Origin of the sequence: Marinobacter sp. (assembly GCF_052094685.1) — a bacterium.
Lineage (GTDB): Bacteria > Pseudomonadota > Gammaproteobacteria > Pseudomonadales > Oleiphilaceae > Marinobacter.
Genome location: NZ_JBQDKB010000031.1, coordinates 1 through 24666 on the forward strand (window position 1 = coordinate 1; position 24666 = coordinate 24666).

A 24666-nucleotide genomic window follows, 5' to 3' on the forward strand; every position below is an offset into this window, starting at 1 on the left:
GCCGCCGTCGCACGAATGGCCATTCTCAATTTGTTGCTTTGCATTGTTGTTGTCTCCACACATTGGACAAATTATTTTTGTAGGACCCAGCTCCACGATAGTTACCCTTTCATGACAATTCAAATAAATTTGCAAAGTATTTAGACCAAGGTCTAGCGAAGGATTTTGTTTTGATACATGCGTCTGCACATATTTAAGGGGATTAACATGAATTCATTCCCCGAAAAAAAGGTTCTCGCTCCGTTTACGCTCTGGTGGCCGCAAAGAAGGGCGCTGGCGGGGTGGATGTGCTTCTGTTTATTTGTGGCGTATCATTAAACAGTATTGCTATGTATTGGCCCGTGCCGATAGCTTAACTATTTTATTGGCTTAACTGCTTTCCTGAGAGAGATCTATGAACAAAGAACCTGTCAGCCGCGAACTGTTTGATAACGTGATGGTACCCAACTACGCCCCCGGTTCCATTATTCCGGTGCGAGGCGAGGGTTCTCGCATTTGGGATCAGGATGGCCGGGAGTTTATCGATTTGCAGGGCGGCATTGCGGTGAGTTGCCTGGGGCATTCACACCCTGGGCTGATTGGTGCACTGCAGGAGCAGGCGGGCAAAATCTGGCACCTGTCCAACGTGATGACCAACGAGCCGGCTTTGCGGTTGGCGAAAACACTGTGCGATCTAACCTTTGCTGAGCGGGTGTTTTTTGCCAACTCCGGTGGTGAGGCAAACGAAGCCGCCTTTAAGCTGGCGCGCAGGTATAGCTGGGAGCACACAGGGCCTCAGAAGCACGAGATTATCTCCTTCAAAAATGCATTTCATGGTCGCACTCTTTTTACCGTGAGCGTGGGTGGCCAGCCCAAATACCTTGAAGGGTTTGAGCCAGCGCCGGGCGGTATTCATCACGCGGATTTCAACGATTTGGAATCAGTGAAAAAGCTGATCTCCAAAGAAAAGACCTGCGCGGTTGTAGTGGAGCCCATTCAGGGCGAGAGCGGCGTGGTACCGGCAGACCCGGATTTTTTGAAAGGCTTGCGTCAACTTTGTGATGACAACGATGCGTTGCTGGTGTTTGATGAAGTTCAGTCTGGTGTGGGCCGCACCGGCCACCTTTATGCGTACGAAATGTACGATGTGGTGCCAGATATACTTACCAGTGCTAAAGGCTTGGGTGGGGGCTTTCCGGTTGCTGCTATGCTGACCACTGCAAAGGTGGCTGGTAGCCTTGGCGTGGGCACCCACGGCAGCACGTATGGTGGTAATGCACTGGCTTGTGCGGTGGCTCAAAAGGTAATTGATACCATTAGCCAGCCAGACATCCTCAAAGGCGTGAAGGCCCGTTCTGATCAGTTGCGCAGCGGCATGATGGATATTGGCGAGCGCTACGATGTATTCAGCGAGGTTCGCGGCCCAGGTCTTCTGCTGGGCTGCGTACTGACAGAAAAATGGCAGGGTAAAGCCAAGGAATTCCTGAACGCAGGTTTAGATGAAGGCGTAATGGTTTTGGTAGCCGGCGCTAATGTGGTTCGTTTAGCGCCTTCGTTGATTATTCCCGATACTGACATTGAAGAAGCGCTTGGGCGCTTTGAAGCAGCGGTAAAAAGATTGACTGCTTAGGAGTATTTATGTGGCTGGTACGTCCGGCCTTGCCGGATGATCTGAGTCAGATACTAGAGATAGCGGGCGCTGCCGGTTCAGCAACAGCCCGCCTATCATCCGCGCTGCCGAAACAGCGCCAAGCCCTTGCGGAAAAAATAAATCACTCCCTTGCCTCGCTGGCAGGCACCAGCGCCGCCAGTGGTTTGCCGCCAAGGTTTTTGTTTGTACTGGAAGAGGCAAATACGGGCAGGGTTCACGGCACTGCGGGCATTGATGCCTGCGCCGGTAACGGTCAGCCGTTTTATAACTATCGTCGCGATGCGCTTATCCATGCCTCCCACGAACTGGGCATCTCCAGCCGGGTTGATGTGCTCTATCCTAGCCATAGCCTGACTGGTCACACACTACTGTGTTCGTTCACCATTACGCCCGAACTGCGTAACACCGAAGCATTTGAGTTGTTATCCCGAGCCAGATTACTGTTTATTGCAAGCCACCGTGATTGGTTCGCTCAGCGCATTGCAGTGGAGATTCAAGGCGTCCAGCTTACTGATGGCCGTGTGCCTTTCTGGGACAGTTTGGGACGTCATTTTTTTGATATGGATTTTGAAACCGCCGACCAGTACTCCGGCATGCTCAGCAAAACCTTTATTGCCGAACTCATGCCGCCCAACCCTGTTTATGTCACCTTGCTCTCAGAGCCGGCCCAGGTTGCACTTGGCCAGGCCCATGAGCTGACTCGGCCAAATCTTGAACTGCTGCAGCGGGAAGGGTTTCAAGCGGGCAATTATCTGGATATTTTTGACGGTGGCCCGGTGCTTGAGGCACGTACTGATGCCTTGCATACGTTGGTTACCAGCCAGGCAAAAGCCTTGCACGGCACCCATACACAGGGCAGCGAAACCTGCCTGATTTCAGCAGGAGAGGGCGCCCAGTTCCGCTGCACACTGGCTAAAGCAGCCGACACTCTGGAGGGGACCCTAAAGGTGCCTGTGGGTACCTGGGAAGTGCTGGGCAAAACAGCTGGTGATGAAGTGAGGGTGGCGCCATGCTAGTGATTCGTCCGCTTCAGCAGGAAGATCTCGAAGATCTGTACGCCATGGCGCAGAACGCCGGTAAGGGGCTAACTACATTGCCCGCTGATCGAGACGTGTTGCAGCGCAAGATTAACCTCGCCCAGGAAACCTTTAACCAGCGCTGCGCGCCAGAGGCAGGTTTGTATCTGTTCGCCCTGGAAGATACGGAAGCCGGAAAGGCTGTGGGCATCAGTGGCATTCAGGCAAGGGTTGGTTTGGATGAAGTGTTCTACAATTACCGGCTCAGTGTCACGGTAAACGCTTCCAAAGAATTGGGCGTTCATGTGCGTACGCCTACGTTGCACCTTTCAAACGATATGACAGATACCAGCGAAATATGCTCGCTCCTGCTTTCGGAGGATTACCACGGAGGCGGTAACGGTTTGCTTCTTTCGCGCAGCCGCTTTATGTATCTGGATGAGTTCCGTAAGCACTTCTCCGAAAAGGTGTTTGCGGAAATGCGGGGCGTGTCTGATGAGCAGGGCCTGAGCCCATTGTGGGATGCGTTGGGCAGCAAGTTTTTTGATATGAAATTTACGGAAGCAGATATGCTGTCCGGGCTTGGAAATAAGGCCTTTATTGCGGAGCTGATGCCCAAATACCCTATTTATTTGCCTATGCTACCGGAATCCGCGCGGGCCGTTATCGGCCGTGTTCACGGTAATACGGCGCCCGCGCTAAAGATGCTGCAGGCCGAAGGATTCAACTTTAATGGCATGGTGGATATCTTTGACGGTGGGCCGGTGGTTGAGGCGTTTGTGCACACCATTCGCACGGTTCGCGACAGTATTAATCGCTATGCCATGGTGAGCCGCAAAAACGTTAACCTTGATGTGCCGGCTGCAGAACGGGTGATGGTGTCGAATCGGTCGTTCCGTAATTTCCGGGTTACAACGGTGCCAGCCGGTTGTATTGGTATAGATACAATTAGCTTGCCCCCATCAGTGGCAGAAGCGTTACAGATTGAATCGGGCGACCCGGTACGGATAGCGCCTCTGAAAGACAAGGCAAAGACAGCGGTAAAAGCGGCAGGCTGAAATCCGCACAATTTCAGTAACGGGAGATTTGGTGATATGGCAAACCTGACAGGTGAACTGTTTATCGGCGGGCTTTGGCTTCAGGGCCACGGCGAAGCGTTTGAGTCGGTTCAGCCCGTTACCGGCGATACTGTATGGGACGGCACAGGCGCCAGTCTGGCCGATGTTGATGCGGCCGTACGTGGCGCCCGGGAAGCGTTTTTGAAATGGCGGCGCAAGAGTTTTGCAGAGCGTCTGGCCGTGGTTGAGGCTTTTGGTGATCTGCTGGAAACCAACAAGGATGAGCTTGCCCACCAGATTGGTTTGGAGACTGGTAAGCCCTTGTGGGAGTCGCGCACAGAAGCGGCTGCCATGGTCGGTAAGATCGGAATCTCTGTGAAAGCCTACAACGATCGTACCGGCCGTTTCGAAACCGATGTGGCTGGCGGCCAAGCAGTGCTTCGTCATCGCCCCCACGGCGTTGTTGCCGTGTTTGGCCCTTATAACTTTCCCGGCCATCTCCCGAATGGCCATATTGTGCCGGCTTTGCTGGCGGGTAATACGGTTGTCTTCAAGCCCAGTGAACTGACCCCCGGCGTGGCAGAACTCACCGTTAAACTCTGGGAAAAGGCCGGTTTACCGGATGGCGTGATCAATCTGGTTCAGGGTGCATCCGACACTGGTAAAGCACTGGCCGGTCACCCAATGGTTGATGGTCTGTTCTTTACTGGCAGCTCAACCGTTGGCCATTTGTTGCACGAGCAGCTTGGTGGCCAGCCAGAGAAAATTCTAGCATTGGAAATGGGTGGGAATAACCCACTGATTGTTCAGGATATTTCGGATGTTGACGGTGCGGTGCACCATGCTCTGCAATCTGCGTTTCTGTCGGCAGGCCAGCGCTGCACTTGCGCCCGGCGTTTGCTGGTTCCCAAAGGCACAAAAGGCGATGAGTTTTTGGATCGTTTAGTCGCTGTGTCTGCCCGCATTCAGGTGGGAGAGTTTGATGCCAAACCCCAACCATTTATGGGTTCAGTGATTTCTGCACAAGCGGCGGAAAAGCTTCTGGCTGCCCAGGCGGACATGCTGGAGAAGGGCGCGACCTCTCTGTTGGAAATGAAACAGATCAAGCCGGACACCGGCCTCCTCTCTCCAGGTATTATGGATGTAACGGGGCTGGAGTTGCCAGACGAAGAGTTCTTCGGGCCGTTGCTCATGGTTTATCGTTATAAAAGTTTTGACGAGGCGCTGGAATTGGCCAACAACACCCGTTACGGGCTTTCTGCAGGCCTGCTTTCCGACGACCGAAAGCTCTATGAGCGATTACTGGAAGAGGCAAGGGCGGGTATTGTGAACTGGAACCGCCCGCTGACAGGGGCGAGCAGCGCAGCGCCCTTTGGTGGTGTGGGGGCCAGTGGTAATCACCGGGCCAGTGCTTACTACGCGGCAGACTACTGTGCATGGCCCATGGCTTCTCTTGAGTCTGGCAAAAGCGAGATGCCCGAAAGCTTGGCGCCGGGCCTGAACTTCGATTCCTGAGGCCTGTTTCTAAGCCCTAATTTTTGAATCCAGACGCACGGAACCCAAAGAGATGGTAAAGCATGCGGTAGAAGCAAATTTTGATGGTTTGGTTGGCCCCACCCACAATTACGCCGGCTTGTCTTGGGGCAATGTGGCGTCGAAATCCAATGTGAATGCGGTGTCCAATCCCCGAGAGGCTGCGCTTCAGGGGCTGAAAAAAATGAAGCGCTTGGCCGATCGGGGGTATGTTCAGGGTGTACTGCCACCCCACGAGCGCCCCCACATCCCATCCCTAAAAGCGCTCGGGTTTAGTGGTACGGATGCGCAGGTTTTGGCGCAGGCTGCTAAATCCAGTCCGTCGATTCTGGCGGCGGTGTCGTCAGCCTCGTCCATGTGGACAGCCAATGCCGCCACTGTGTCACCCAGTGCTGACACTGCCGACCATAGAGTGCACTTCACGCCTGCCAACCTGAGCGCCAAGTTCCACCGGTCCATTGAGCATTCGGTAACCGGCCGTTCCCTGAAGTCCATCTTTGCAGACGATGGGTATTTTGCTCACCACCCAGCCCTGCCTTCGGTCAGCCATTTTGGTGATGAAGGCGCGGCTAACCACACCCGGCTTTGTGGCCGTTACGGCGAGCCTGGCGTAGAGCTGTTTGTGTATGGTCAGGCAGCATTCAACGAGCAGGCGCCGGCCCCGAAAAGGTACCCGGCCCGGCAGACTCTAGAAGCCTCCCAGGCTATCGCGCGTCTGCATGGGTTGAAAAATGAGAATCTGGTGTTTGCCCAGCAGAACCCGGCAGCCATTGATGCGGGTGTGTTTCATAACGATGTTATTGCCGTGGGTAACGGTAATACGCTGTTCTATCACGACATGGCGTTTTTGAATGAAGAACAAGTGTTGTCAGATATTCGTGCACGCCTAACCGGAGCTGAGCTAGAGGCCATTCGGGTAAGCAGTGCAGAGCTGCAGTTGGAGGATGCCGTAGCCTCGTATTTGTTTAACAGCCAATTGTTGAACACGCCTGATGGCATGCTGCTGGCGGTTCCGGGAGAGTGCAGGGAAGTGGCAACGGTTAGTCGGTATCTGGATAAGCTGCTTGCTGCGGGCGGGCCTATTACGGCGGTTGAAGTGTTTGATGTAAAACAATCCATGCGCAACGGCGGTGGCCCTGCGTGCTTGCGCTTGCGAGTGGTTCTGAACGACGACGAGTTGCAGGCCATGCATCGCGGTGTGATTCTTACGGATAAGCTATACGAGCGCCTGACCAGTTGGGTTGAAGCCCATTACCGTGACCAGCTTGCGCGGGAAGATCTGGCCGATCCGATGCTGCTGGAAGAGGTGCGCAAAGCACTGGATGAGCTAACCGGCATTCTGGGGTTAGGATCGATTTACGACTTCCAGATTTAGGTTCTTTTTAGCGGAGCTATTCAGAGCCGCCCTATGAGGCGGCAATCGAAGAGGTTAGCATGTCCATGGTGTGTTGAATGAGACTCCCAGCCGGGAACCTGCCGCCGCTCTCGCTCATTTCCGATTGGCATAGCAAGATAGTTCCATGCAGGGCACCACGCAGATAAAGAGCCGTCTGCTCTGGGTTTTTTATGCGCTGGCGGCTCAGGGTGCCGTCTTCAAGCCCAAGCTCGATGGCTTCGGTCATCAATCCCATCAATTCTGATTTTGAACACAGCATCTCCAAAGCCTGAGTTTCGTCGGCTTCTGCCATGGCGGTTGAGGCCTTTGTGAGCGCTGAGAAGTAGTCCTGCTCATCCAAATAGAACCGGTAATAGGACTCGCCCATGGCTCGTATCTGTTCCAGCCCTGTGTCGGCCGTTTGCCTAGCTGCCCGGAAACGCTTCGACAAACTCTGGCCAGCCCTCAGCATAATGCCTCGCTGAATAGCGGCTTTATCCTTGAAGTACACATACAGCAACGCTCTGCTCAGGCTGGCCGTGCGCGCGATATCGTCCATGGAGGTGCGTTCGTACCCCTTCTCGGAGAAGACCCGCTCTGCGGCGTCCAGGATGGCGTCGTAACGGGCCTGTTTTTCTCGCTCGCGGCGTGTTTTCAACGGTTCACTCATCTGGCTTTCTCGTTAAGGGCTTGCGCAAGCAAGTTTAATCTTGTGGCTGCAGTTATCAATGGGAGGATGAAAGCTTATTATTGACATAATGTCAAAGAATGACATTATGTCGACATACACAAACCAGATTTCCGCAGGGAGCGGTATCGACAACGACATGAGCATGGATGAAAGGACACCTTATGACGCCATTCCGCACCCCCGTTGCCCTCATTTTATTGGCTACTTTCGGCTTTTTTCTTTCTGGCTGCATGGCTGATGATGGGCCGCAAGCATCTACCGGTCATGTAGTTTCTGTGCGTGTTTCTGAAGTGACCGGGGGGCAGGCTCAGGAAATAACCCTGCGATTTTCGGGCATTGTGCGGTCAACCCAAAGGGCTACATTAACGTTTCAGGTGAGCGGTACTCTGAAAGAACGAGCGGTAGAGCTGGGTCAAACCGTTGCTGCGGGTGATGTACTCGCTCGCGCCTACAACCCGGCACTGAAGCCAGCCCGGGATTCGGCCAACGCCAAACTGGACGAATTGAATACCCGTTACGATCAAGCTAAGCGGGAGTGGGAGCGCTCCAGCAGGTTGCACAAGCGCGGTGTGGTTTCTGAACAAAACCTGGAGCAGATTGCTGCCAACCGCGACTCTCTAAAAGCCAGCGTTGCCACAGCCCAAGCCTCGTTGGCTGAGGCCACTCAGCTTCTGCAAGAGAGCACCTTGCGAGCGCCGTTTGCCGGGCGGGTGGAAGCGCTTCTGGTTGAGAAAGATGAGTTTGTAGCGGCTGGCCAGCCGGTCATGCGTTTGTCCTCACCCGAAGGTAAGGAAGTGGAAGTTCGGGTGCCGGCTTATTTGCTGGCTCACGTTGCTCTGGATCAGGAGCTGCCGGTTTGGTCTGTGCACGATCGGGGCGAGGTTCCGGTTACCGGGTCTGTCGTTGAGATCGCCCAGGCAGGAGCCATTCGCGGCGAGCTGCACCCAGTTTTAGTAAGCTTGCCGATCGACACCCTGGATACTGGCGAGCCGGTTGAAGTCGGCATTGCGCCGCGTCGAGACTCCGCAATCACGGTTCCGCTTCTATCGGTCATTCGTAGCGCCGACGGCATGACCGTGTTCCGGGTGCGCGATGGCGTGGCCAAGCGAGTGCCCATAAGCGTTGAGCGGGTAGTCGGTGAGCGAGTTGTCGTGCGCACGGGTGAGCTGGAGCCAGGTGACCAAGTGGTCTATGCAGGCACCACCCGCCTGGCAGACGGTGATGCCGTGGAGGTGCGCTAATGACGCGCCGGCTGCTCAACTTCCAACGTTTATTGGGCATGGTGGTTACCATGCTTTGCTTGCTGGGTATCGCGGCGTACAGCACCATGCCGCGCCAGGAAGATCCTTCGTTTCCATACCGGGCCGGTCTGGTTTCGGTAAGCTATCCCGGGGCTAGCGCCGACGCCGTAGAGCGGTTAGTACTCCGACCTTTGACAGACGAATTGCGCCAAGTGGAAGAGGTGGACTTTTCCCAGAGCACAGCTCGCACTGGCGTAGCGCTTGTACGGCTGCGCCTCAATGACGATATATACGATACAGATCCAGCCTGGGACAGAATTCGCCAGGCGATGGAGCGGGCAAAGCAAGATTTCCCAGACGATGTCGGCCGGATGGTTCTGGATGACCGGTTGATCGATAATCCTGCCATTGTGTTAGCGATTGGTGGCGCGCCTTCGGTCAGTGAACTGTCGGATGTGGCCGAACGGCTCAAACAGAACCTTTCCAATCTTACCGGTGTTTCCCGTATCGAGTTGGAAGGGGATGCTGATGAACAGATTACGCTTGCGCTAGACGACGCTGCTCTTTATCGGCTGGGTATCTCACCGGCGCGCATTCTGGAAACCCTGGCCCAGCGTAATCAGACCACACCCGGCGGCTTTGTGGTTGTAGATGGCCGCCGGCTATCAGTGCTTCCTAATACTGAATTCACCGATATTGATGCCATTCGTGCCACCCCAATTGAACTTCCTGATGGCTCCCAAGTTCCGCTGGCAGCCGCTGCGGATGTGTGGCGCGGCCCAGCAGAACCGCGACAGCCCGAAACTTGGTTTGATGGCGAGCGGGTTGTGTTGGTATCGCTGATTATGGAAGAGGGCACCACCGATGCGATTCGCTTTGGTGAGCGAGTGCGTGAGCGAGTTGCCCAGATTCGCTCTGACTTTTCGCCTTACGAAATCCGTGAAATGTTCTTTCAGCCAGATAAAGTCTCCGACCGTTTGGACAATCTAGCCTGGAGCTTGGTGTTGTCTGTTTTGATCATCGTGGCCGTGGTGTTCACCGGCATGGGCATCCGAATGGGTTTGCTGGTGGCCTCCATTCTGCCCATGGTGGCACTGATTAGCGTGGGGCTTTACGACCTTGGCGGTGGCGTTTTGCACCAGATTGCAGTGATCGGAATGGTGATATCCTTGGGCATTCTGATCGACAACGCCATTGTGATTGTCGAAAACATTCAGGGGCATTTGGATGAAGGCATGCGCCGCATGGATGCCCTACGCAAAGCCGTCGGCGAACTTGCCGGGCCGCTCGGCGCATCCACCGGTACTACGCTTGCTGCCTTTGCTCCCATGCTGCTTGCCAAAGGTGGCGCAGCAGACTTTACCCGGGGCGTGCCGGTGATGATCATGCTTACCCTGTCCGTAAGCTATTTGCTTGCGATCTCCGTAGTGCCTCTTTTAGCCGCTCGCTTCCTCAAGCCTCGCCGCAATGCAGAAGCCGATCGGCTGATTGGCTTGGCGCGGTTTCTTGGGGGGCTGGTTTATCGTCATCCTCGCCGCTTGATCGCGGCCGGTGTCTTGCTGGTTGTCATCAGCTTGGCGATGACACCGTTTATGGCGCAGCAGTTCTTTCCCAATGCCGATCGCCCACAGGTTATTGTGGAGATTTTCATGCCGGAAGGTACTGATCAGGTGCGTACCGCTGAAGCCGCTGCCAATCTGGAGCAGGCCATACGTACACAGGCCGACGCACTTGAAGTTCACAGGTTTGTCGGCTTTACCGGCCCCGCGTTTTACTACAACCTCCAGCGTGCGCCCCAAGCGCCGAACCGCGGTCGGCTCGTGGTAACCACACCAACGCTTGAGCACACCACTGACATGATCCGCTGGATTCGTGCCCATGTGAACGAACAGATGCCGGAGCTAGACGTAAGTGTGGGTGTTCTCGGGCAGGGGCCACCAAGGATTGCCCCGGTAGAGGTGCGCGTGTACAACGCCGACGATCAGGCTCGTACCCATGCTGCAGAGCAGCTTTTCGTCGCGCTGCGTGGGGTGAAGGGTACTGTGGATGTCCGACACGATTTGGATATCGGCGTGCCCAGTATTGCTATTAACGTAGACGACGCTACCGCTGCGCGCTACGGGCTTAACCGAGCCGATGTGGCTCAGAGTCTTTATGGCCAAAGCTTTGGTGTGGTTGCCGAGCGTTACCGTCAGGAGAAAGACCCGATTCCGCTGGTACTCCGCTCGCAGGAAGGTACATCACTGCCATTGGAACGCCTGCTCTCGGTCAATATCTATAATAACCTAGGCCAAGCTGTTCCGCTGTCTGCGGTTGCCAGTTTAGAGACCACTTGGGAACCAGCAGCACGCTATTTGCGTAACGGTACTCGGCTTAACACGGTTACTGCCAACCTGCTGACGGGCTATAGCTTCAGCCAGGCATTGGATGGACTGAAGAACGCCTTGGAAGAAAATCCGCTGCCTGAAGGCACTCGCTTGGAGATGGGCGGAGACGCGGAAGGTTCGGGTGATGCCAACGGGGCTCTGTTAACAGCTGCACCCATCGGCATTTTATTGTTGCTCTTCTTTCTGCTTCTGCAGTTCAACTCATTCCGGCGTGTGGGCATTATTCTTCTGACTGTACCTTTGGCGACCGTGGGCATTTTTCCAGGCCTGGTACTTTCGGGCTCGCCCTTTGGGTTCCAATCGCTGCTTGGTGTGATCGCACTGGTGGGTATCGTGGTGAACAACGCCATTGTGTTGCTGGACGTGATGGACAGAGAACTGGAAAGCGGTGAGAGCATCCACGAAGCCATGCGCAAAGCCGTAGTGCAACGAACACGGCCCATCCTGCTAACCACGGCGACCACCGTGGCCGGCTTGCTGCCGTTGGCATTTTCCAGTTCCACACTTTGGCCACCCATGGCCTGGGCGATTATCTCTGGGTTACTGGCTTCAACCGTATTAACCCTGCTGGTGATACCGGCGGTGTGTACACAGGTGATTAAAACGCGGGTTGCAGAGCCAGAGAACGCACCGGCCTAAAGGTGAATCGTTCTGCCTGTTCACTGGGGCTTGATCATCAAGCCTACCCGCTGGCCGACCGGCACATCCCGGTTGGGAAATACAATCGCCTGAGGTGAATGCTCTACCCGATAACAGGTATCGTCATCCTTCCAGATGATGGTGCCTGGGGGGTACTCGGTAAAGTTAGCCACATCATCCGGAATATGAAACTGGAAATTCTTTCCGGTATTCAGAATTTCATGCACTACCTCAAATACCGTGAGTTGGTTAAATGTTGGTTTTTTTACTGGCGCAGCCTCACCACAAAACCGACGCCGAAGTGCCCGTTTAACCCCTTCAAAGCGCGTCAGATCATTCTCGCCAAACGGCTTTACTTTACCTAACTCCACTGTAAAGCTTTCAGCACCCAGCGCAGAGGATGAAAACGACGAAAACGTTGTGCCCGACTTGTGCTGCAGCAGCAAGGTTTCCACCTCCGCCTCCAGTAAAAAGTCACTCTGTACTTCGGGCACCGGCCAGCCCCCAACAAACGGGTAAAGCGCAAACTTCTCCCGCTGAGACGGCCTTATGGCTGTATGTAAGTCGTAATGGGACAAAGCCTGCGGGTGTGTCTTGGCAAACTCACGACACGCATCCTCTAGAAACCGCGCCCGCGAGGCTTCTGGCAACCCGGCATACTCGGACCTACCGTGAGCCCCGCTAAATAACCGGTTCAGATTCGCCTCCAAAAACCGCTCTCCAGCCGCCATGGCAGGTGGGTTCCCCAGAATCAGAAGCAGCGGACAAGCCAACTGCCATTCGCCGTTCAACAGCTCGTTAACAAGGGCGTTTAAAACTTCAATGGGTGCGGTTTCATTGCCATGAATGCCGGCGGATACGATTAACGCTTCCTGATTCGGATTGGTGCGCTCGACTGGTGGAGTGCAGCGTAAAACACCGACGCTTTCCCGGCTTACGCAGGTTCCATCTGAGAGAATGATCTTAGCGCTGGAAAGATGTTCAGAGGGGGTGGCAAGCGTGTGTGAAAGCCAATCAAGACTGGATTCAAAAAGATCTTGGTAAGCAGCCATAGAATCCCCGAATGGCTCAGGAACCAATAGGCCGCTGATGCCTCAACAAATGATTTTCGAGTTTGCGGAACGCAAACACCATGGTGAATGTTAATGCCATGTAGCAAAGCGCCACAAAGATAAACGCATCAAACGGCGCATAAAACCGCGAGTAAATATTCCGAGCCGCACCCGTTAAATCCACAATGGTTACCACACTCGCAATCGCGCTCGAATGCAGCATGAAAATAACCTCATTGGAGTAGGCCTGAACCGCTCGCCGGGCTGCGCTTGGAAGTACAATGCGCCGCATCCGCAAAAACCAGCTCATACCGTAAGCCTTCGCCGCCTCAATCTCCCCGTGGGGCGTGGAGATAATCGACCCGCGAATAATCTCCGTAGTGTAGGCGCACGTATTCAGCGTAAATGCCAGCAGGGCTGGGTAGAAAGGCTCCCGGAAGATCGCCCACCAAAATGTTTCCTGAATACCGGGAATCTGCGCCACGCCATAGTAAATAATATACAGCTGAATCAGCAGCGGCGTGCCGCGGAACAGATAGGTGTAAATCCACACTGGGCCGGATACAAACGGATTCTTAACCGTGCGCAAAATGGCTAAAGGAACCGCACATACAAGCCCGATAATCAGGCAAAGAAATACCAGCTGAACGGTTGTAACCATCCCGTCCCAGTATTCCATGATGGTCATGGCTGTAAAAATTTCGTTCTTGTTAAGCCAGGCGGCGATAAAGTCGGGTGGCATTATCAACTCTCCTGAATCACGCCGGCGTTAGCTCGTTTATCGAGCCACTTGATGAAAAGCTCCGAGCCTGCTGTAAGGGCGAGATACACAAACGCCACCGGAATAAAAAAGTGGAATGGCATGACGCAGCATTTGTGGAACCATCACCCGGCGGAAGGTGTGCCAGTTGCTGAATCCATAGGCGCGTGCCGCTTCAATCTGCCCAGTTTCAACCGCCAGAAACGCACCGCGGAAGGTTTCCGTCATGTAGGCGCCAAAAATCAGCCCGATCGTTGCAACACCGGAAATGAACGGATCAAATTGAAAGAAAAAGTCGACTTCGTAGGTATCCCAAATATAGTCAGAGAGCATATTTACGCCCACCTGGCCGCCATAATAGAACAGCAGCATCATTACCAGGTCGGGGACACCGCGAATCAAGGTGGTATAGGTGGTGGCAACGCCAACAGCTACACGGCTATTTGACAGTTTAGCAGCCGCACCAATCAGCCCGAGAGCTAGTGCGACGGCAAGAGACAGGAAGGCAAGCTCTATGGTAACAACTGCTCCGCTCAGCAGTTCCGGACCATAGCCTTTCAAATCAATCATGGAAGTTTCCGTTGATCAGAGGTAGCCGTTCAGGCTACCTCTGAGGCTGGTATTGTCAGATCTTCACGTCGTATGTGAAGTACTTCTTCATGATGGTTTCGTAGGTGCCGTCTTCCTTGATGGTGCGAAGAGCTGCGTTTACTTCTTCCGCAACGGCTTTGTCACGCTTACGCATGGCAACAGCAACGCCTTCACCCAGCTTGACCGATTCGCCAACTTCTTTGAAGCCGTCTTTCGACAGAACTGTCTGCTCGCCTACAGGGTAGTCCACAAATACCACATCCAGGCGCTGGCCTTCGAGGTCCAGAACCATGTCGTCGGCTGTGGTGTAACGTTTGATGGTTACAATGTTACCCATTTCCTCGGTTACGAAGGTATCCATAGTGGTGCCACGTTGAACGCCCACGGTTTTGCCCTTCATGGCATCCATATCGGTTACGTCGGTATCGAAGTCGTTCGGGCCAAACCAGCCACCCGGCGTAATGTAGTATGGCTCAGAAAACAGAACCCGCTTTGCACGCTCCTCGGTGATGGACATGGAAGACATGATTAGGTCGAATTTGCGGGCCACCAGGCCAGGGATCATTCCGTCCCATGCCTGAATGACAAACTCGCAGTTCGCCTGCATTTCTTCACACATAGCCGCGGCTAGGTCTACTTCAAAACCGGTCAGGTCACCGTTCTCATCTTTGTACTCAAACGGCTCATAAGGCACGTCAAAAGCAATGCGCAGATCACGCTCGTCTGCTTGAACACCACTGGCCATCATTGCCAAGGCGCAACTTGCTGCAATCATCATTTTTTTCATGTGTCACTTCTCCAGTAGATCGCCTCGTGGGCGTTATTTTTGTGGACGTTGTACGTCTAGCAGTTTCACTTATAGCAATAGTCACGATAGCACTGCATGTCAGAACTTGGGAGCCAGAAACTGCCTCATGCGTTCCGAATCAGGATTATCAAATACCTTCGCGGGTGTGCCCTGTTCTTCGATGACGCCTTGGTGCAAAAACAACACCTGAGACGACACATCCTTGGCAAACGCCATTTCGTGTGTCACGACGATCATGGTGCGGCCTTCCTCGGCCAGGCTCTGCATCACTTTCAGTACTTCTCCAACCAGCTCTGGGTCCAGCGCAGAGGTTGGCTCATCAAACAACATCACTTCTGGCTCCATGGCCAGTGCCCGTGCAATGGCTGCGCGCTGCTGCTGTCCGCCGGACATCTGGGCTGGATAATAATCTTTGCGTTCGTAGATGCCCACCTTGTTCAGGTAGCCCTCTGCGCGCTCAATGGCTTCCTTTTTGGGAACCTTGAGTACGTTGATTGGCGCTTCAATAATGTTCTCTAGCACCGTCATGTGTGACCACAAGTTAAAGCTCTGGAACACCATGGAAAGCTTGGCGCGGATCAATTCTACTTGCTTGTTATCCGCGGGAATACGCTCGCCTTTTCGATTGTTGGTAAACCGAATAGGGTCGCCGTGAACAATGATGTCACCGGAGGTGGGTGTTTCCAGCAAGTTAATGCAGCGCAAGAAGGTGCTTTTACCAGAGCCGGAGCTACCGATCAGGGAAACCACATCGCCTTTTTGGGTCTCCAGTGAGATGCCTTTGAGCACCTCAAGCTGGGCGAAGGTTTTGTGAATGTCCCTGCAGATCAAAGGCGCGTGGTCCGCCATGGGGTGGCTCCTGAAGCTATAATTCAAAGGCGCTTGTTTTACTGACTGTGGAGGTGGAAATCAATACCTTTCATACACAGTTTGACGGTTTTTCAGCGACGATGCCCGCGACTTATTGTGGCGCACTGAGTGTTCAATGCAAGTATTTTGCAGGTTTCAACGGTGCGCACGATGATGGCTGCCCGGGCCTTCTTGCTCAATCGGGATACGGATCAGCGTACTGCCTTCCTGCTCCATGTCACGCATGGCTTTGCTCACGAAGCGTACGTGGGCCATCGCAACCTTCTGGGCACTGGCCGGCCTGCCAGAAATAATGGCTTCGTATAGTTGGCGATGTTGAAGGACTATTTTTTTGCGCATCTCCGCGCGGGGGTTGAGGTTGGCAACCGATGCCTGCACGGTCATCAGCATCATGTTTTTCAGGTTGTTGAGCAAGTGAACCAAGATTGGATTGTGGGAGGCTTCCACAATGGCTTGGTGAAAACCATGGTCCGGCCGGGCGTTGCTTAATGGATCTGTTTCTTCCAGGTCTCGGAAAGCTTTGGTAATACGGTGGCGATCCAGGCTGGTTGCCCGTTGCGCGGCTAGATAAGCAGCCTGTCCCTCCAGTTGCTCTCGCACCTCCAGCAAGTCGTACAGTGTTCTCGGGTGACCTTCAAACAGATGCATCAAGGGCCCCTGAGAACTAAGATCGCCAGAGCCGGGCACCATGGTTGAAACAAACGAGCCCTTGCCATGGTGGGTTTCAATGACGCCCCGCCCTTGTAACTCGTGAAGTGCTTCGCGGATAACCGATCTCGATACCCGCAGGCGTGCAGCAAGTTGCCGTTCTGAAGGGATTTTTTGCTCCGGAGCCAGCCCACCGTCGAGAATCAGTCTCTCTAGTCGGTAGGAAATTTCCTGTGAAATAGCCATCAGGTTGCCTGTGTGTTCACTGGTCTGACCAGTGACTTTTGTCATTGTTGTTATTCAGACTTCATTGTTAATTGCGTGCAAGCCCCTTGAATATGGCTGATTCGGGTGAATTCGTCCATTTTCCTGAATTTAAAAACTGGTCTGACCAGTGTTCTGGCCGCTGGACTAAACCAGGGGCGACTACGACTATCCATACTGATGCCGGGCATTATGCCGGTGTTGCTCTGACCTCTATAAAAACAATTTCAACGGAGACGTTTCCATGAAATCGAGCAAGACCACCTCAAATAATTGCGAAGCCGACATTGCCCCGCCGCGTAGGCGCTTTCTCAAAACTGCAGCTCTTGGTACCGCTCTCGCTGGTGCTCTGATGATGGGGGCAGGCCAGGCTTATGCTGCAACCACGTGGAAAATTCAATCAGTTTGGGATGCCGGTACCGTCGGATATGATCTGTTTGAAGAATGGTGCGAGGGCATCAAGGAAAAAAGTGGCGGAGAGCTTATTTTTAAACCTTTTCCCGCCAAGGCCGTTGCTGCAGATAATAATGCGCTGTTTGAGGCTGTGCGCAATGGTGTATTGCAGGGTATGAACCCATTCACCTTGTACTGGTCTGGCAAGATTCCCGCATCGGTCTTTTTGTCTTCCTACCCCGCTGGTCCAGATCAGCCGCATCAGTGGGATACGATGTTTTACTCATTGGGAATGTTGGAGAAAACCCGGGAAATCTATAAAAAATACGGTTTGTTTTATGTTGGGCCAATTCAGCACGATGCCAACATCATTCACTCCAAAAAACCGGTTAACAGTCTAGACGACCTTAAAGGCATGAAGATGCGTGTGCCTGGTGGCATGGTGGCTGAAGTATTCCAGCAGTTTGGTGTTTCGACCGTAAGCTTGCCAGGCTCTGATATTTTTCCTGCTTTGGAGAAGGGCACTATTGACGCGGCGGACTATGTTGGCCCTGCGGTGAACTACGAATTGGGCTTTTCTCAGGTGACCGACTACATCATGTTCGGGCCTCCTGGTGTTATGTCTATATACCAACCCGTGGATCTGATGGATCTTACCGTCAACCTACGAAATTGGAACAATCTAGATCCGAAGCTGCAAGCGCTGGTGGAAGAGGAAGTTCGCAATTACTCCCAGCGCCACTATCTCACCATTCAGAAACGCAACATCGAAGCCATGGAAAAGTTCAAGGCAGACGGCGATACGGTCACCCGGCTTAGCCAGGCTGATCTTGCAGAGTTCCGCCGTAAGGCTATTCCCATTTGGTACAAGTGGGCTAACAAGGATGAAGATGCACGCGCCATATTTGATATGCAGCTTGAGTACATGATGAACGATACCGTTGGTTATGTGACTGAAGCGGATCTTGAGGGCGTAGAAGGCAAGTAAGCCTGCGTTATCTACAACAATAAAAACACAGGGGGGAGGGTTGGACTGCTCCGGAAAGAGGCGCCCCACCTTCCCTGTTTTGTGGCTGAGGTAGTAACAACATGTCTGACCTAGAAGGCTTCGGATTTGTAATGCCGCACTGGTTTTACTGGGGCTGGCTGGCGGTTATGCCGCTGCTCATGATGGCTTGGGATAGATGGGCCCGTGCCCGGGGCGGCGAGCCTGCGGAACCTGGAAGGACGCCGGCCGAGTTACAGGCAGAAGCAGACGACCCTCTGATTTATCTGAAGTTCGAAGGTAACTGGTTTACTCGTGCAATTGACTGGATTAGCGATAAGTCTGGCGAGTTTGTGGCTTTCTGGACCGTCAATGCAGTTGTTTTCTACTTTTTCGAAGTGATCATGCGGTACCTGTTTAATCAGCCGACTGTCTGGGTGCATGAGGCCAGCTTTTTGCTGCTGGGGATGCAGTATCTACTGGCCGGTGCGTTTGCAATGCTGCATGGCGCCCACGTTCGCGTGGATGTGGTGTACAACCTATTGCCGGTGCGCGGCAGGATCGGCATGGACATTTTTACCTCCATGTTCTTCTTCGTGTTTGCGTTTGTGCTGATGATTACCTCCTGGACCTTTTTCGAGAACTCTTACTCCATGAACGAAACCACGGTTGAGACCTGGGGCATCCAGTACTGGCCCGTTAAAGGCATGATGCTGCTTGGCTCCATTCTGCTTCTGTTCGCGGGCATATCCAAACTCATCAAGGATATTGTTCTGTTTGTCCGCCTTGGCCAGGAGCATACCGCATGACCACCAACACAACGACTGCTTCAGGCCCTAACCTGGTAGGTAAGCTCGGCACTTGGCTAATGATTCTGGCCACGATAGGGCTTGGGTTTGTTATCTGCGTCGAGATGATCAATATCCTGTTCTACGATCCGTTCAGCGATGAGAGATTCCTGTTCAAGTTGGCCGGCAGCCTTGCCAGTGTTGAAATTGGCCCGTTGACATACCTGATGTTTGGCTCACTTTTCGTGGCTCTGATGATGGGCCTACCGCTGGCCTTCGTAACGGGCGGCCTCGGGGTGCTGTTTGTTTACCTGGTAGGTGACGCGATGATGCTTAACATCGTGCCCAGCCGGATTTTCCCGATGATGACCAACTCAGACTTGGCGGCGATTCCCCTGTTTATTTTTATGGCGTCCATGCTGGAGCGTGCCGGGCTGATCGAGGAAATGTTCAGCGTGGTTTACAAATGGATGGGCGGGCTTAGCGGTGGCTTAGCAACTGCGACCATACTGGCCTCTACCCTTCTGGCGGCGATGGTTGGGGTAATCGGCGCGGCGGTTGTAACTATGGGCATTATAGCCTTGCCTGCCATGCTCAAACGGGGTTACGACCATAAGATTGCCATAGGCTCCATTATGGCCGGCGGCACCTTGGGTATCCTCATTCCACCCTCTATCCTGGCTATTTTGTATGCGGTGGTGGCTCAGCAGTCGGTGGGTGAACTCTACTTGGGTTCGGTGATCCCAGGGCTGATGCTTTCAAGCCTGTATATCGCCTATGTTCTGATTCGTAGCTGGCTAAACCCGAGCCTTGGGCCACCAATACCGGAGGGCGAGCGCATTTCTTTAGGCGAAAAACTGCGTCTGTTGAAAGGCCTTATCGCACCCTTGATTTTGGTGGCTCTGGTTCTCGGTTTGCTGTTCGGCGGTATCGCAACGCCGGTTGAAGCTGCGGGCATTGGTTCATTCGGTGCCATTGTGGTTGCGTTGATGCACGGTAAGTTCTCCATTGGTGGCCTGCGAGAGGCTTCGATAACCACGGCCAAAGCGACGGCCATGGTGTTGTGGATCATGTTCGGAGCCTCGGTATTTGTCGGGTTTTACATTCTTCAGGGGGGCCAAGAGTTTGTAACAGATGCCATTTTGGGCACAGGCATGTCCTCCTACGGCATCCTGTTTCTGTTGATGGTGCTGCTGGTTGTGCTGGGTATGTTCTTAGACTGGGTTGGCATTCTCCTTCTGGCGGTTCCCATCTTTATTCCGATTGTTAAAGCACTTACGTTTGAGGGTCTCTTCGGTTTGCCACCGGTAGATGGAGACGATGTGGTGCTCTGGTTCGGGGTTTTATATTTGGTGAATATGCAGATGTCGTTTCTCAGTCCACCCTTCGGTTATGCGCTGTTTTATATCCGTGGCGTGTGCCCGCCGGAAATTTCCATGGGTACGATTTTCAAGTCCGCGCTGGTGTTCCTCGCCATTCAGGCATTCGGCCTGATGGTCTGCATTGTTGTTCCAGGGGTTGTTACTTGGTTGCCTGGGCTTGTTTACGGCTAATTTTCAGGAGGTAAACGTTATGTTAACGATTAAACGGTTGGATCTTTCGGAAGCGCAGTTATTGATTGCAGGCGCCGCCGAAAAGGCTCGGGAGATTGGTGTGCCTATGTGCATAGCCATTGTGGATGAGTCTGGCAACCTGATCGCGTTTGAGCGCATGAACGGCGGCAAAACGAGCAGTGTTACCATTGCCCAAGACAAAGCCTTCACAGCGGCTGCCGCCCAAAAAGCCACCCATGATTATAACGCGGTGAACGTGCCGGGCAGTTTGGCGTTCGGCATTCATACCGAAGTAGGTGGCCGCATAAGTTCCGTCGGCGGCGGCCTGCCGGTGGTTGTTGATGGCGAGGTGGTGGGGGGGATTGGGCTTAGTTCCGGCACACCGCAGCAGGATATGGACTGCGCCCAAGCGGGGATAGACTACTTCGAAGCTCAAGGTAGTTGAGAAAGGCGAGAAAGGTAAGTTGAGAGAGGCTTTATGACAAACAAATCGAAAATCAGCCAAGAAGAGCTGGCTGAGCAGTTCCGGGTATTTATAAATCCGGAATACGTCATCACAGATGACGAAACCATGAAGCCCTATGAATGCGACGGCATGTCTATGTATTGCGAAATGCCGTTGCTGGTGCTGCTACCAGAAACCGTAACCCAAGTGCAGCGGGTTATGCGCATCTGCCACGAACACGGGGTTCCGGTGGTGGCCAGGGGCGCAGGTACGGGGCTCAGCGCCGGAGCCATGCCGAACAAAGAAGGCGTGGTGCTTTCGTTGGCCAAGTTCAATCGCATTTTGAACATTGACCCACTGGCACGAACCGCCAGCCTTCAGCCGGGAGTTCGCAACCTTGCTATCAGTGAAGAAGCGGCTCAATACGGCCTTTACTACGGGCCGGATCCGTCATCGCAGATTGCCTGCACCATCGGCGGGAACGTGGCAGAGAACTCAGGCGGAGTGCACTGCCTGAAGTACGGCCTTACGGTGCATAACATTCTCAGCGTGGAAATGGTGACCGCAGAAGGCGACGTGGTAACGATTGGCAGTGACGGGCTTGATGGCTGTGGCATGGACCTGCTTGCCGTGATGACCGGGTCTGAAGGCCTGCTGGGCGTGGTAACTGAGGTGAAAGTAAAACTACTGCCCAAGCCCGAAGTGGCGCAGGTGGTGATGGCCGGCTTTGACAGTGTACAAAAAGCCGGTGACGCCGTGGGCGGTATTATTTCCCACGGCATTATTCCCGGTGGGCTGGAAATGATGGATGGCCACGCCATTGTGGCCGCCGACGACTTTGCCGGCGCCGGTTACCCGCGGGAAGCCAAAGCCCTGTTGCTCTGCGAAGTGGATGGCACCGAAGAAGAAGTACATGAACACATAGCCGAGGCTGAGGCGGTTTTCCGAAAACTCGGCGCTACTTCCGTTCGCACCTCCCAGAGTGAGCAGGAGAGGGCGCTGATGTGGCTAGGCCGAAAATCTGCATTCCCCGCGGTCGGTCGCATATCTCCGGATTACTACTGCATGGACGGCACCATTCCCCGCCGCCATATTGCCCATGTATTGACCGAAATGGAGAAAATGGGTGAAGAGTTCGGTTTGCGCGTCGCCAACGTGTTCCATGCCGGCGATGGCAACCTGCACCCATTGATTCTATTTGATGCCAATGTACCGGGTGAGTTCGAACGCACGGAGGCCTTCGGTGCCAGCATACTGAAAATGTGCGTGGACGTTGGCGGCTGCATTACCGGCGAACACGGTGTGGGCGTAGAGAAAATCCGACAGATGGCCATTCAGTTTAACGATCTGGAACTGCAGCAATTTCACGATGTAAAAGCCGCCTTTGATCCCACGGGCATTCTCAACCCGGGTAAGGGCGTGCCCGCACTGAAGTTTTGCCAGGAATATCGCTCGCTCGAATACAAACAACACAAGCATGAACAAACGGAAGCCGCACATGGCTGATATCTCTCAACAACTGCGGGAACAGGTGCTCCAAGCCCGCTCCAGCGGCGAAAAGCTCAACATTGTTGGCGGTGGTAGCAAAGCCTTTATAGGCCGAGAGCCAAACCCGAAAGCCCGCATTCTTGATATGAGCGGGCACACTGGAATCGTCGATTATCACCCGGTTGAACTGGTGATGACGGTACGTGCCGGAACCCCACTAAGCGACATTGAGGCAGCTCTAGCTGAGCAAGGCCAAGCGCTGCATTTTGAGTCCCCACACTTTGGCTCCGGCTCTACTATCGGTGGCACATTGGCTTGTAACCTCTCCGGCCCCTCTAGGCCCTGGGCAGGATCGGTACGCGACCAAGTATTGGGTATACGCTTACTTAATGGCAAAGGTGAGCATCTACGTTTTGGCGGCGAAGTCATGAAAAACGTCGCCGGCTACGACGTATCCCGCCTACAAGCAGGCGCCCTTGGCACTCTTGGTGCTATCACCGAAATCAGTCTAAAAGTCATGCCCCGCCACGCAGCCAGCCTAACCCTGGTGCAAGACATGGCAATGGACGAAGTGCTGCACTACATGAACAGCCGCACAGCCGAACCCAAGCCCATCACTGCCGCTTGCTGGGTGGATGGCAAAGTGTACCTGCGCCTTTCCGGCGCAAAATCAGCAGTAGAAGCTACCGCCCAAAAGTGGAGCGGCAACGTAATGGAGCAGGGCGACGCTTTCTGGCGTTCCGTACAAGACATGCAACACGAATTCTTCTCCGACAAAGACGCACCGCTCTGGCGCTTCTCCGTCGGCTCCACAGCTACCAATCCGGCTTTGGACGGTGACTGGTTCATTGATTGGGCCGGCGCCCAGCGCTGGTACCGAGGAACGGCAGAGCTTAGCGATATGGAACCCTTGGCCCGAGCCGCTGGTGGCCAAGTAAGCCTGTTCCGCGGCGGCGACCGCAGCGGGGAGGTCATGCACAGCCAACCCAATGCACTTAAAATGATCCAGCGCCGAATGAAAGCGTCGTTCGACCCAGACGGAATATTTAATCCAGGCCGACTGTATAGCTGGCTGTAGGCACAACCAAGGCCAGATCAGCGGCCGCGCCAACCCCTTTCTGAAACTGTGCGAAGCCATGGATGGCGTAGCCAAGCGTACACGGAAGTATTCACAGCGTGTTTCAGAAAGGGGTTGGCTCGGTCGCTAAAACACCGAATGAGAGTTTAAGCAGGCAAAAAATGCAAACAAATCTAGTACAGCAGTTCGCCAACACAACAGAAGGGCAAGAGGCTGAAGCCATTCTGCGGGCCTGCGTGCATTGCGGCTTCTGCACTGCAACCTGCCCAACCTACCAGGAACTGAACGACGAGCGCGACGGCCCCCGTGGGCGCATCTACCTCATGAAAATGTTTCTGGAAGGTGCCGAAGTTACCGAAAAAACTCGCGAGCATCTCGATCGCTGCCTGACCTGCCGTAGCTGCGAAACCACATGCCCCTCCGGCGTACAGTACGGCCGCCTGGTAGACATCAGCCGCGGCCTAATTGACAAAGAACTGCCCCGAGCCCCGAAAGACAAATGGACGCGCTGGGCCTTGGCACGGGTAATACCCAACCGGGCCTTGTTCGGATTCATGCTCCGCCTTGGGCAAACCTTCGCCCCCATACTGCCGGGCAAACTGCGCGCAAAAGTGCCACCCAAAAAGCAAGCCAGCCCCTGGCCAGCCGCAAGCCATAACCGGATTGTGCTGGCCCTGGCCGGCTGCGTGCAGCCGTCCGCCACGCCGAACACCAACGCCGCAGCTGCCCGAGTGTTGGATAGACTCGGCATTACTATGGTGGAAGCGCCAGAGGCCGGGTGCTGTGGTGCAGTGAACTATCATCTCAGTGAGCATGAAAAAGGCCTGGAGCGTATGCGCCAGAACATCGACGCCTGGTGGCCAGCCATCGAAGCCGGTGCCGAGGCATTAGTGATGACCGCATCCGGTTGCGGTGCCATGGTTCAGGATTACGGCCACTTGCTCAGAGAAGATCCCGTATACGCCGGAAAGGCGCAGAGAGTCAGCGAACTGTGCACCGACCTTGGCGCGTTCCTCCTGGAACAGGATCTTGACACTCTCAAGGCAAAGCAGGGTTCGGGAAAGGTGGCATTCCACTGCCCCTGCACACTGCAACACGCCATGAAACAGAACGGCGTGGTAGAGCAGGTGCTCACCAAAGCGGGCATTAACCTGGCCCTGACCAAAGACAAGCACCTGTGTTGTGGTTCCGCCGGCACCTACTCTGTACTACAGCCAAAACTCAGCCAGAAACTGCTGGATAACAAGCTCAAGGCGCTTACCGGGGATAACCCTGACCGCATTGTAACCGCCAATATCGGTTGCCAGATGCACCTTGAGAGCAAATCCCAAGTGCCAGTACAACACTGGGTGGAACTGCTCGACCAGTAAACC

At 54.2% G+C, this 24666-nt stretch carries 20 protein-coding genes and 1 pseudogene; 14 read left to right on the plus strand and 7 right to left on the minus strand.

What is annotated here, in order from left to right; all coding sequences use genetic code 11:
* Nucleotides 1–394: 394 nt before the first annotated feature.
* From ACTH3S_RS08225 to astB, 5 genes are read left to right on the plus strand one after another with little or no spacing between them, the layout of a single operon-like run.
* The gene (locus tag ACTH3S_RS08225) at nucleotides 395–1609 is read left to right on the plus strand and encodes an aspartate aminotransferase family protein (RefSeq protein ID WP_441808532.1); all 1215 of its coding nucleotides are present in this window, start codon (nucleotides 395–397) and stop codon (nucleotides 1607–1609) included.
* 8 nt (nucleotides 1610–1617) lie between these two features.
* Nucleotides 1618–2646, plus strand: coding sequence for an arginine N-succinyltransferase (locus tag ACTH3S_RS08230; protein ID WP_441808533.1), 1029 nt, complete (start codon nucleotides 1618–1620; stop codon nucleotides 2644–2646).
* Nucleotides 2640–3704: an arginine N-succinyltransferase gene (astA, locus tag ACTH3S_RS08235; protein ID WP_441808534.1), complete on the plus strand. Its 1065-nt coding sequence runs from the start codon at nucleotides 2640–2642 to the stop codon at nucleotides 3702–3704. The genes ACTH3S_RS08230 and astA overlap by 7 nt, the downstream gene beginning before the upstream one ends.
* Nucleotides 3705–3740: 36 nt before the next feature.
* Nucleotides 3741–5219: a succinylglutamate-semialdehyde dehydrogenase gene (gene astD, locus ACTH3S_RS08240; RefSeq protein ID WP_441808535.1), complete on the plus strand. Its 1479-nt coding sequence runs from the start codon at nucleotides 3741–3743 to the stop codon at nucleotides 5217–5219.
* 52 nt (nucleotides 5220–5271) lie between these two features.
* On the plus strand, nucleotides 5272–6612 hold the full coding sequence (gene astB, locus ACTH3S_RS08245; RefSeq protein WP_441808536.1) for an N-succinylarginine dihydrolase: 1341 nt from the start codon (nucleotides 5272–5274) through the stop codon (nucleotides 6610–6612).
* A gap of 31 nt (nucleotides 6613–6643) precedes the next feature.
* Here astB and ACTH3S_RS08250 read toward each other — a convergent pair whose 3' ends face one another.
* Nucleotides 6644–7282 carry a TetR/AcrR family transcriptional regulator gene (locus ACTH3S_RS08250; protein ID WP_441808537.1) on the minus strand — a complete coding sequence of 213 codons (639 nt, stop codon included), beginning with the start codon at nucleotides 7280–7282 and terminating at the stop codon, nucleotides 6644–6646.
* Nucleotides 7283–7464: 182 nt separating this feature from the next.
* Between ACTH3S_RS08250 and ACTH3S_RS08255 the strand changes: the two genes are divergently transcribed.
* Both ACTH3S_RS08255 and ACTH3S_RS08260 read left to right on the plus strand, forming a co-directional pair.
* Complete coding sequence (locus ACTH3S_RS08255; protein ID WP_441808538.1) at nucleotides 7465–8544, plus strand: efflux RND transporter periplasmic adaptor subunit; 1080 nt, start codon at nucleotides 7465–7467, stop codon at nucleotides 8542–8544.
* Nucleotides 8544–11570: an efflux RND transporter permease subunit gene (locus tag ACTH3S_RS08260; protein WP_441808539.1), complete on the plus strand. Its 3027-nt coding sequence runs from the start codon at nucleotides 8544–8546 to the stop codon at nucleotides 11568–11570. Before ACTH3S_RS08255 ends, ACTH3S_RS08260 begins: the two co-directional genes overlap by 1 nt.
* Nucleotides 11571–11590: 20 nt before the next feature.
* On the opposite strand, the gene astE is transcribed toward ACTH3S_RS08260, so the two are convergent.
* From astE to ACTH3S_RS08290, 6 genes and pseudogenes are all read right to left on the minus strand, one after another.
* Nucleotides 11591–12622, minus strand: coding sequence for a succinylglutamate desuccinylase (gene astE, locus ACTH3S_RS08265; RefSeq protein WP_441808540.1), 1032 nt, complete (start codon nucleotides 12620–12622; stop codon nucleotides 11591–11593).
* Between the two features lie 16 nt (nucleotides 12623–12638).
* Nucleotides 12639–13364 carry an ABC transporter permease gene (locus tag ACTH3S_RS08270; RefSeq protein WP_441808541.1) on the minus strand — a complete coding sequence of 242 codons (726 nt, stop codon included), beginning with the start codon at nucleotides 13362–13364 and terminating at the stop codon, nucleotides 12639–12641.
* A gap of 2 nt (nucleotides 13365–13366) precedes the next feature.
* A pseudogene (locus ACTH3S_RS08275) lies at nucleotides 13367–13952 on the minus strand (ABC transporter permease).
* A 55-nt stretch (nucleotides 13953–14007) separates the two neighbouring features.
* On the minus strand, nucleotides 14008–14760 hold the full coding sequence (locus tag ACTH3S_RS08280; RefSeq protein ID WP_441808542.1) for a transporter substrate-binding domain-containing protein: 753 nt from the start codon (nucleotides 14758–14760) through the stop codon (nucleotides 14008–14010).
* Nucleotides 14761–14859: 99 nt separating this feature from the next.
* The gene (locus tag ACTH3S_RS08285) at nucleotides 14860–15630 is read right to left on the minus strand and encodes an ABC transporter ATP-binding protein (RefSeq protein ID WP_441808543.1); all 771 of its coding nucleotides are present in this window, start codon (nucleotides 15628–15630) and stop codon (nucleotides 14860–14862) included.
* A 156-nt stretch (nucleotides 15631–15786) separates the two neighbouring features.
* Nucleotides 15787–16545 (minus strand): FCD domain-containing protein, encoded by a 759-nt coding sequence (locus ACTH3S_RS08290; protein ID WP_441808562.1) that lies wholly within the window; start codon nucleotides 16543–16545, stop codon nucleotides 15787–15789.
* A gap of 262 nt (nucleotides 16546–16807) precedes the next feature.
* Between ACTH3S_RS08290 and dctP the strand changes: the two genes are divergently transcribed.
* The 7 genes from dctP (at nucleotide 16808) to glcF (ending at nucleotide 24663) form a co-directional block, all read left to right on the plus strand.
* Complete coding sequence (gene dctP, locus ACTH3S_RS08295) at nucleotides 16808–17944, plus strand: TRAP transporter substrate-binding protein DctP (RefSeq protein ID WP_441808544.1); 1137 nt, start codon at nucleotides 16808–16810, stop codon at nucleotides 17942–17944.
* 101 nt (nucleotides 17945–18045) lie between these two features.
* A complete protein-coding gene (locus tag ACTH3S_RS08300) occupies nucleotides 18046–18750 on the plus strand; it encodes a TRAP transporter small permease subunit (RefSeq protein ID WP_441808545.1) in 705 nt (234 codons plus the stop codon).
* The gene (locus tag ACTH3S_RS08305) at nucleotides 18747–20282 is read left to right on the plus strand and encodes a TRAP transporter large permease (RefSeq protein WP_441808546.1); all 1536 of its coding nucleotides are present in this window, start codon (nucleotides 18747–18749) and stop codon (nucleotides 20280–20282) included. The genes ACTH3S_RS08300 and ACTH3S_RS08305 overlap by 4 nt, the downstream gene beginning before the upstream one ends.
* Before the next feature lie 19 nt (nucleotides 20283–20301).
* Nucleotides 20302–20727: a GlcG/HbpS family heme-binding protein gene (locus ACTH3S_RS08310; RefSeq protein WP_441808547.1), complete on the plus strand. Its 426-nt coding sequence runs from the start codon at nucleotides 20302–20304 to the stop codon at nucleotides 20725–20727.
* A gap of 33 nt (nucleotides 20728–20760) precedes the next feature.
* Complete coding sequence (locus ACTH3S_RS08315; RefSeq protein WP_441808548.1) at nucleotides 20761–22233, plus strand: FAD-linked oxidase C-terminal domain-containing protein; 1473 nt, start codon at nucleotides 20761–20763, stop codon at nucleotides 22231–22233.
* On the plus strand, nucleotides 22226–23293 hold the full coding sequence (gene glcE / locus ACTH3S_RS08320) for a glycolate oxidase subunit GlcE (protein ID WP_441808549.1): 1068 nt from the start codon (nucleotides 22226–22228) through the stop codon (nucleotides 23291–23293). Before ACTH3S_RS08315 ends, glcE begins: the two co-directional genes overlap by 8 nt.
* Before the next feature lie 161 nt (nucleotides 23294–23454).
* Nucleotides 23455–24663 (plus strand): glycolate oxidase subunit GlcF, encoded by a 1209-nt coding sequence (glcF, locus tag ACTH3S_RS08325; protein WP_441808550.1) that lies wholly within the window; start codon nucleotides 23455–23457, stop codon nucleotides 24661–24663.
* Nucleotides 24664–24666 lie beyond the last annotated feature (3 nt).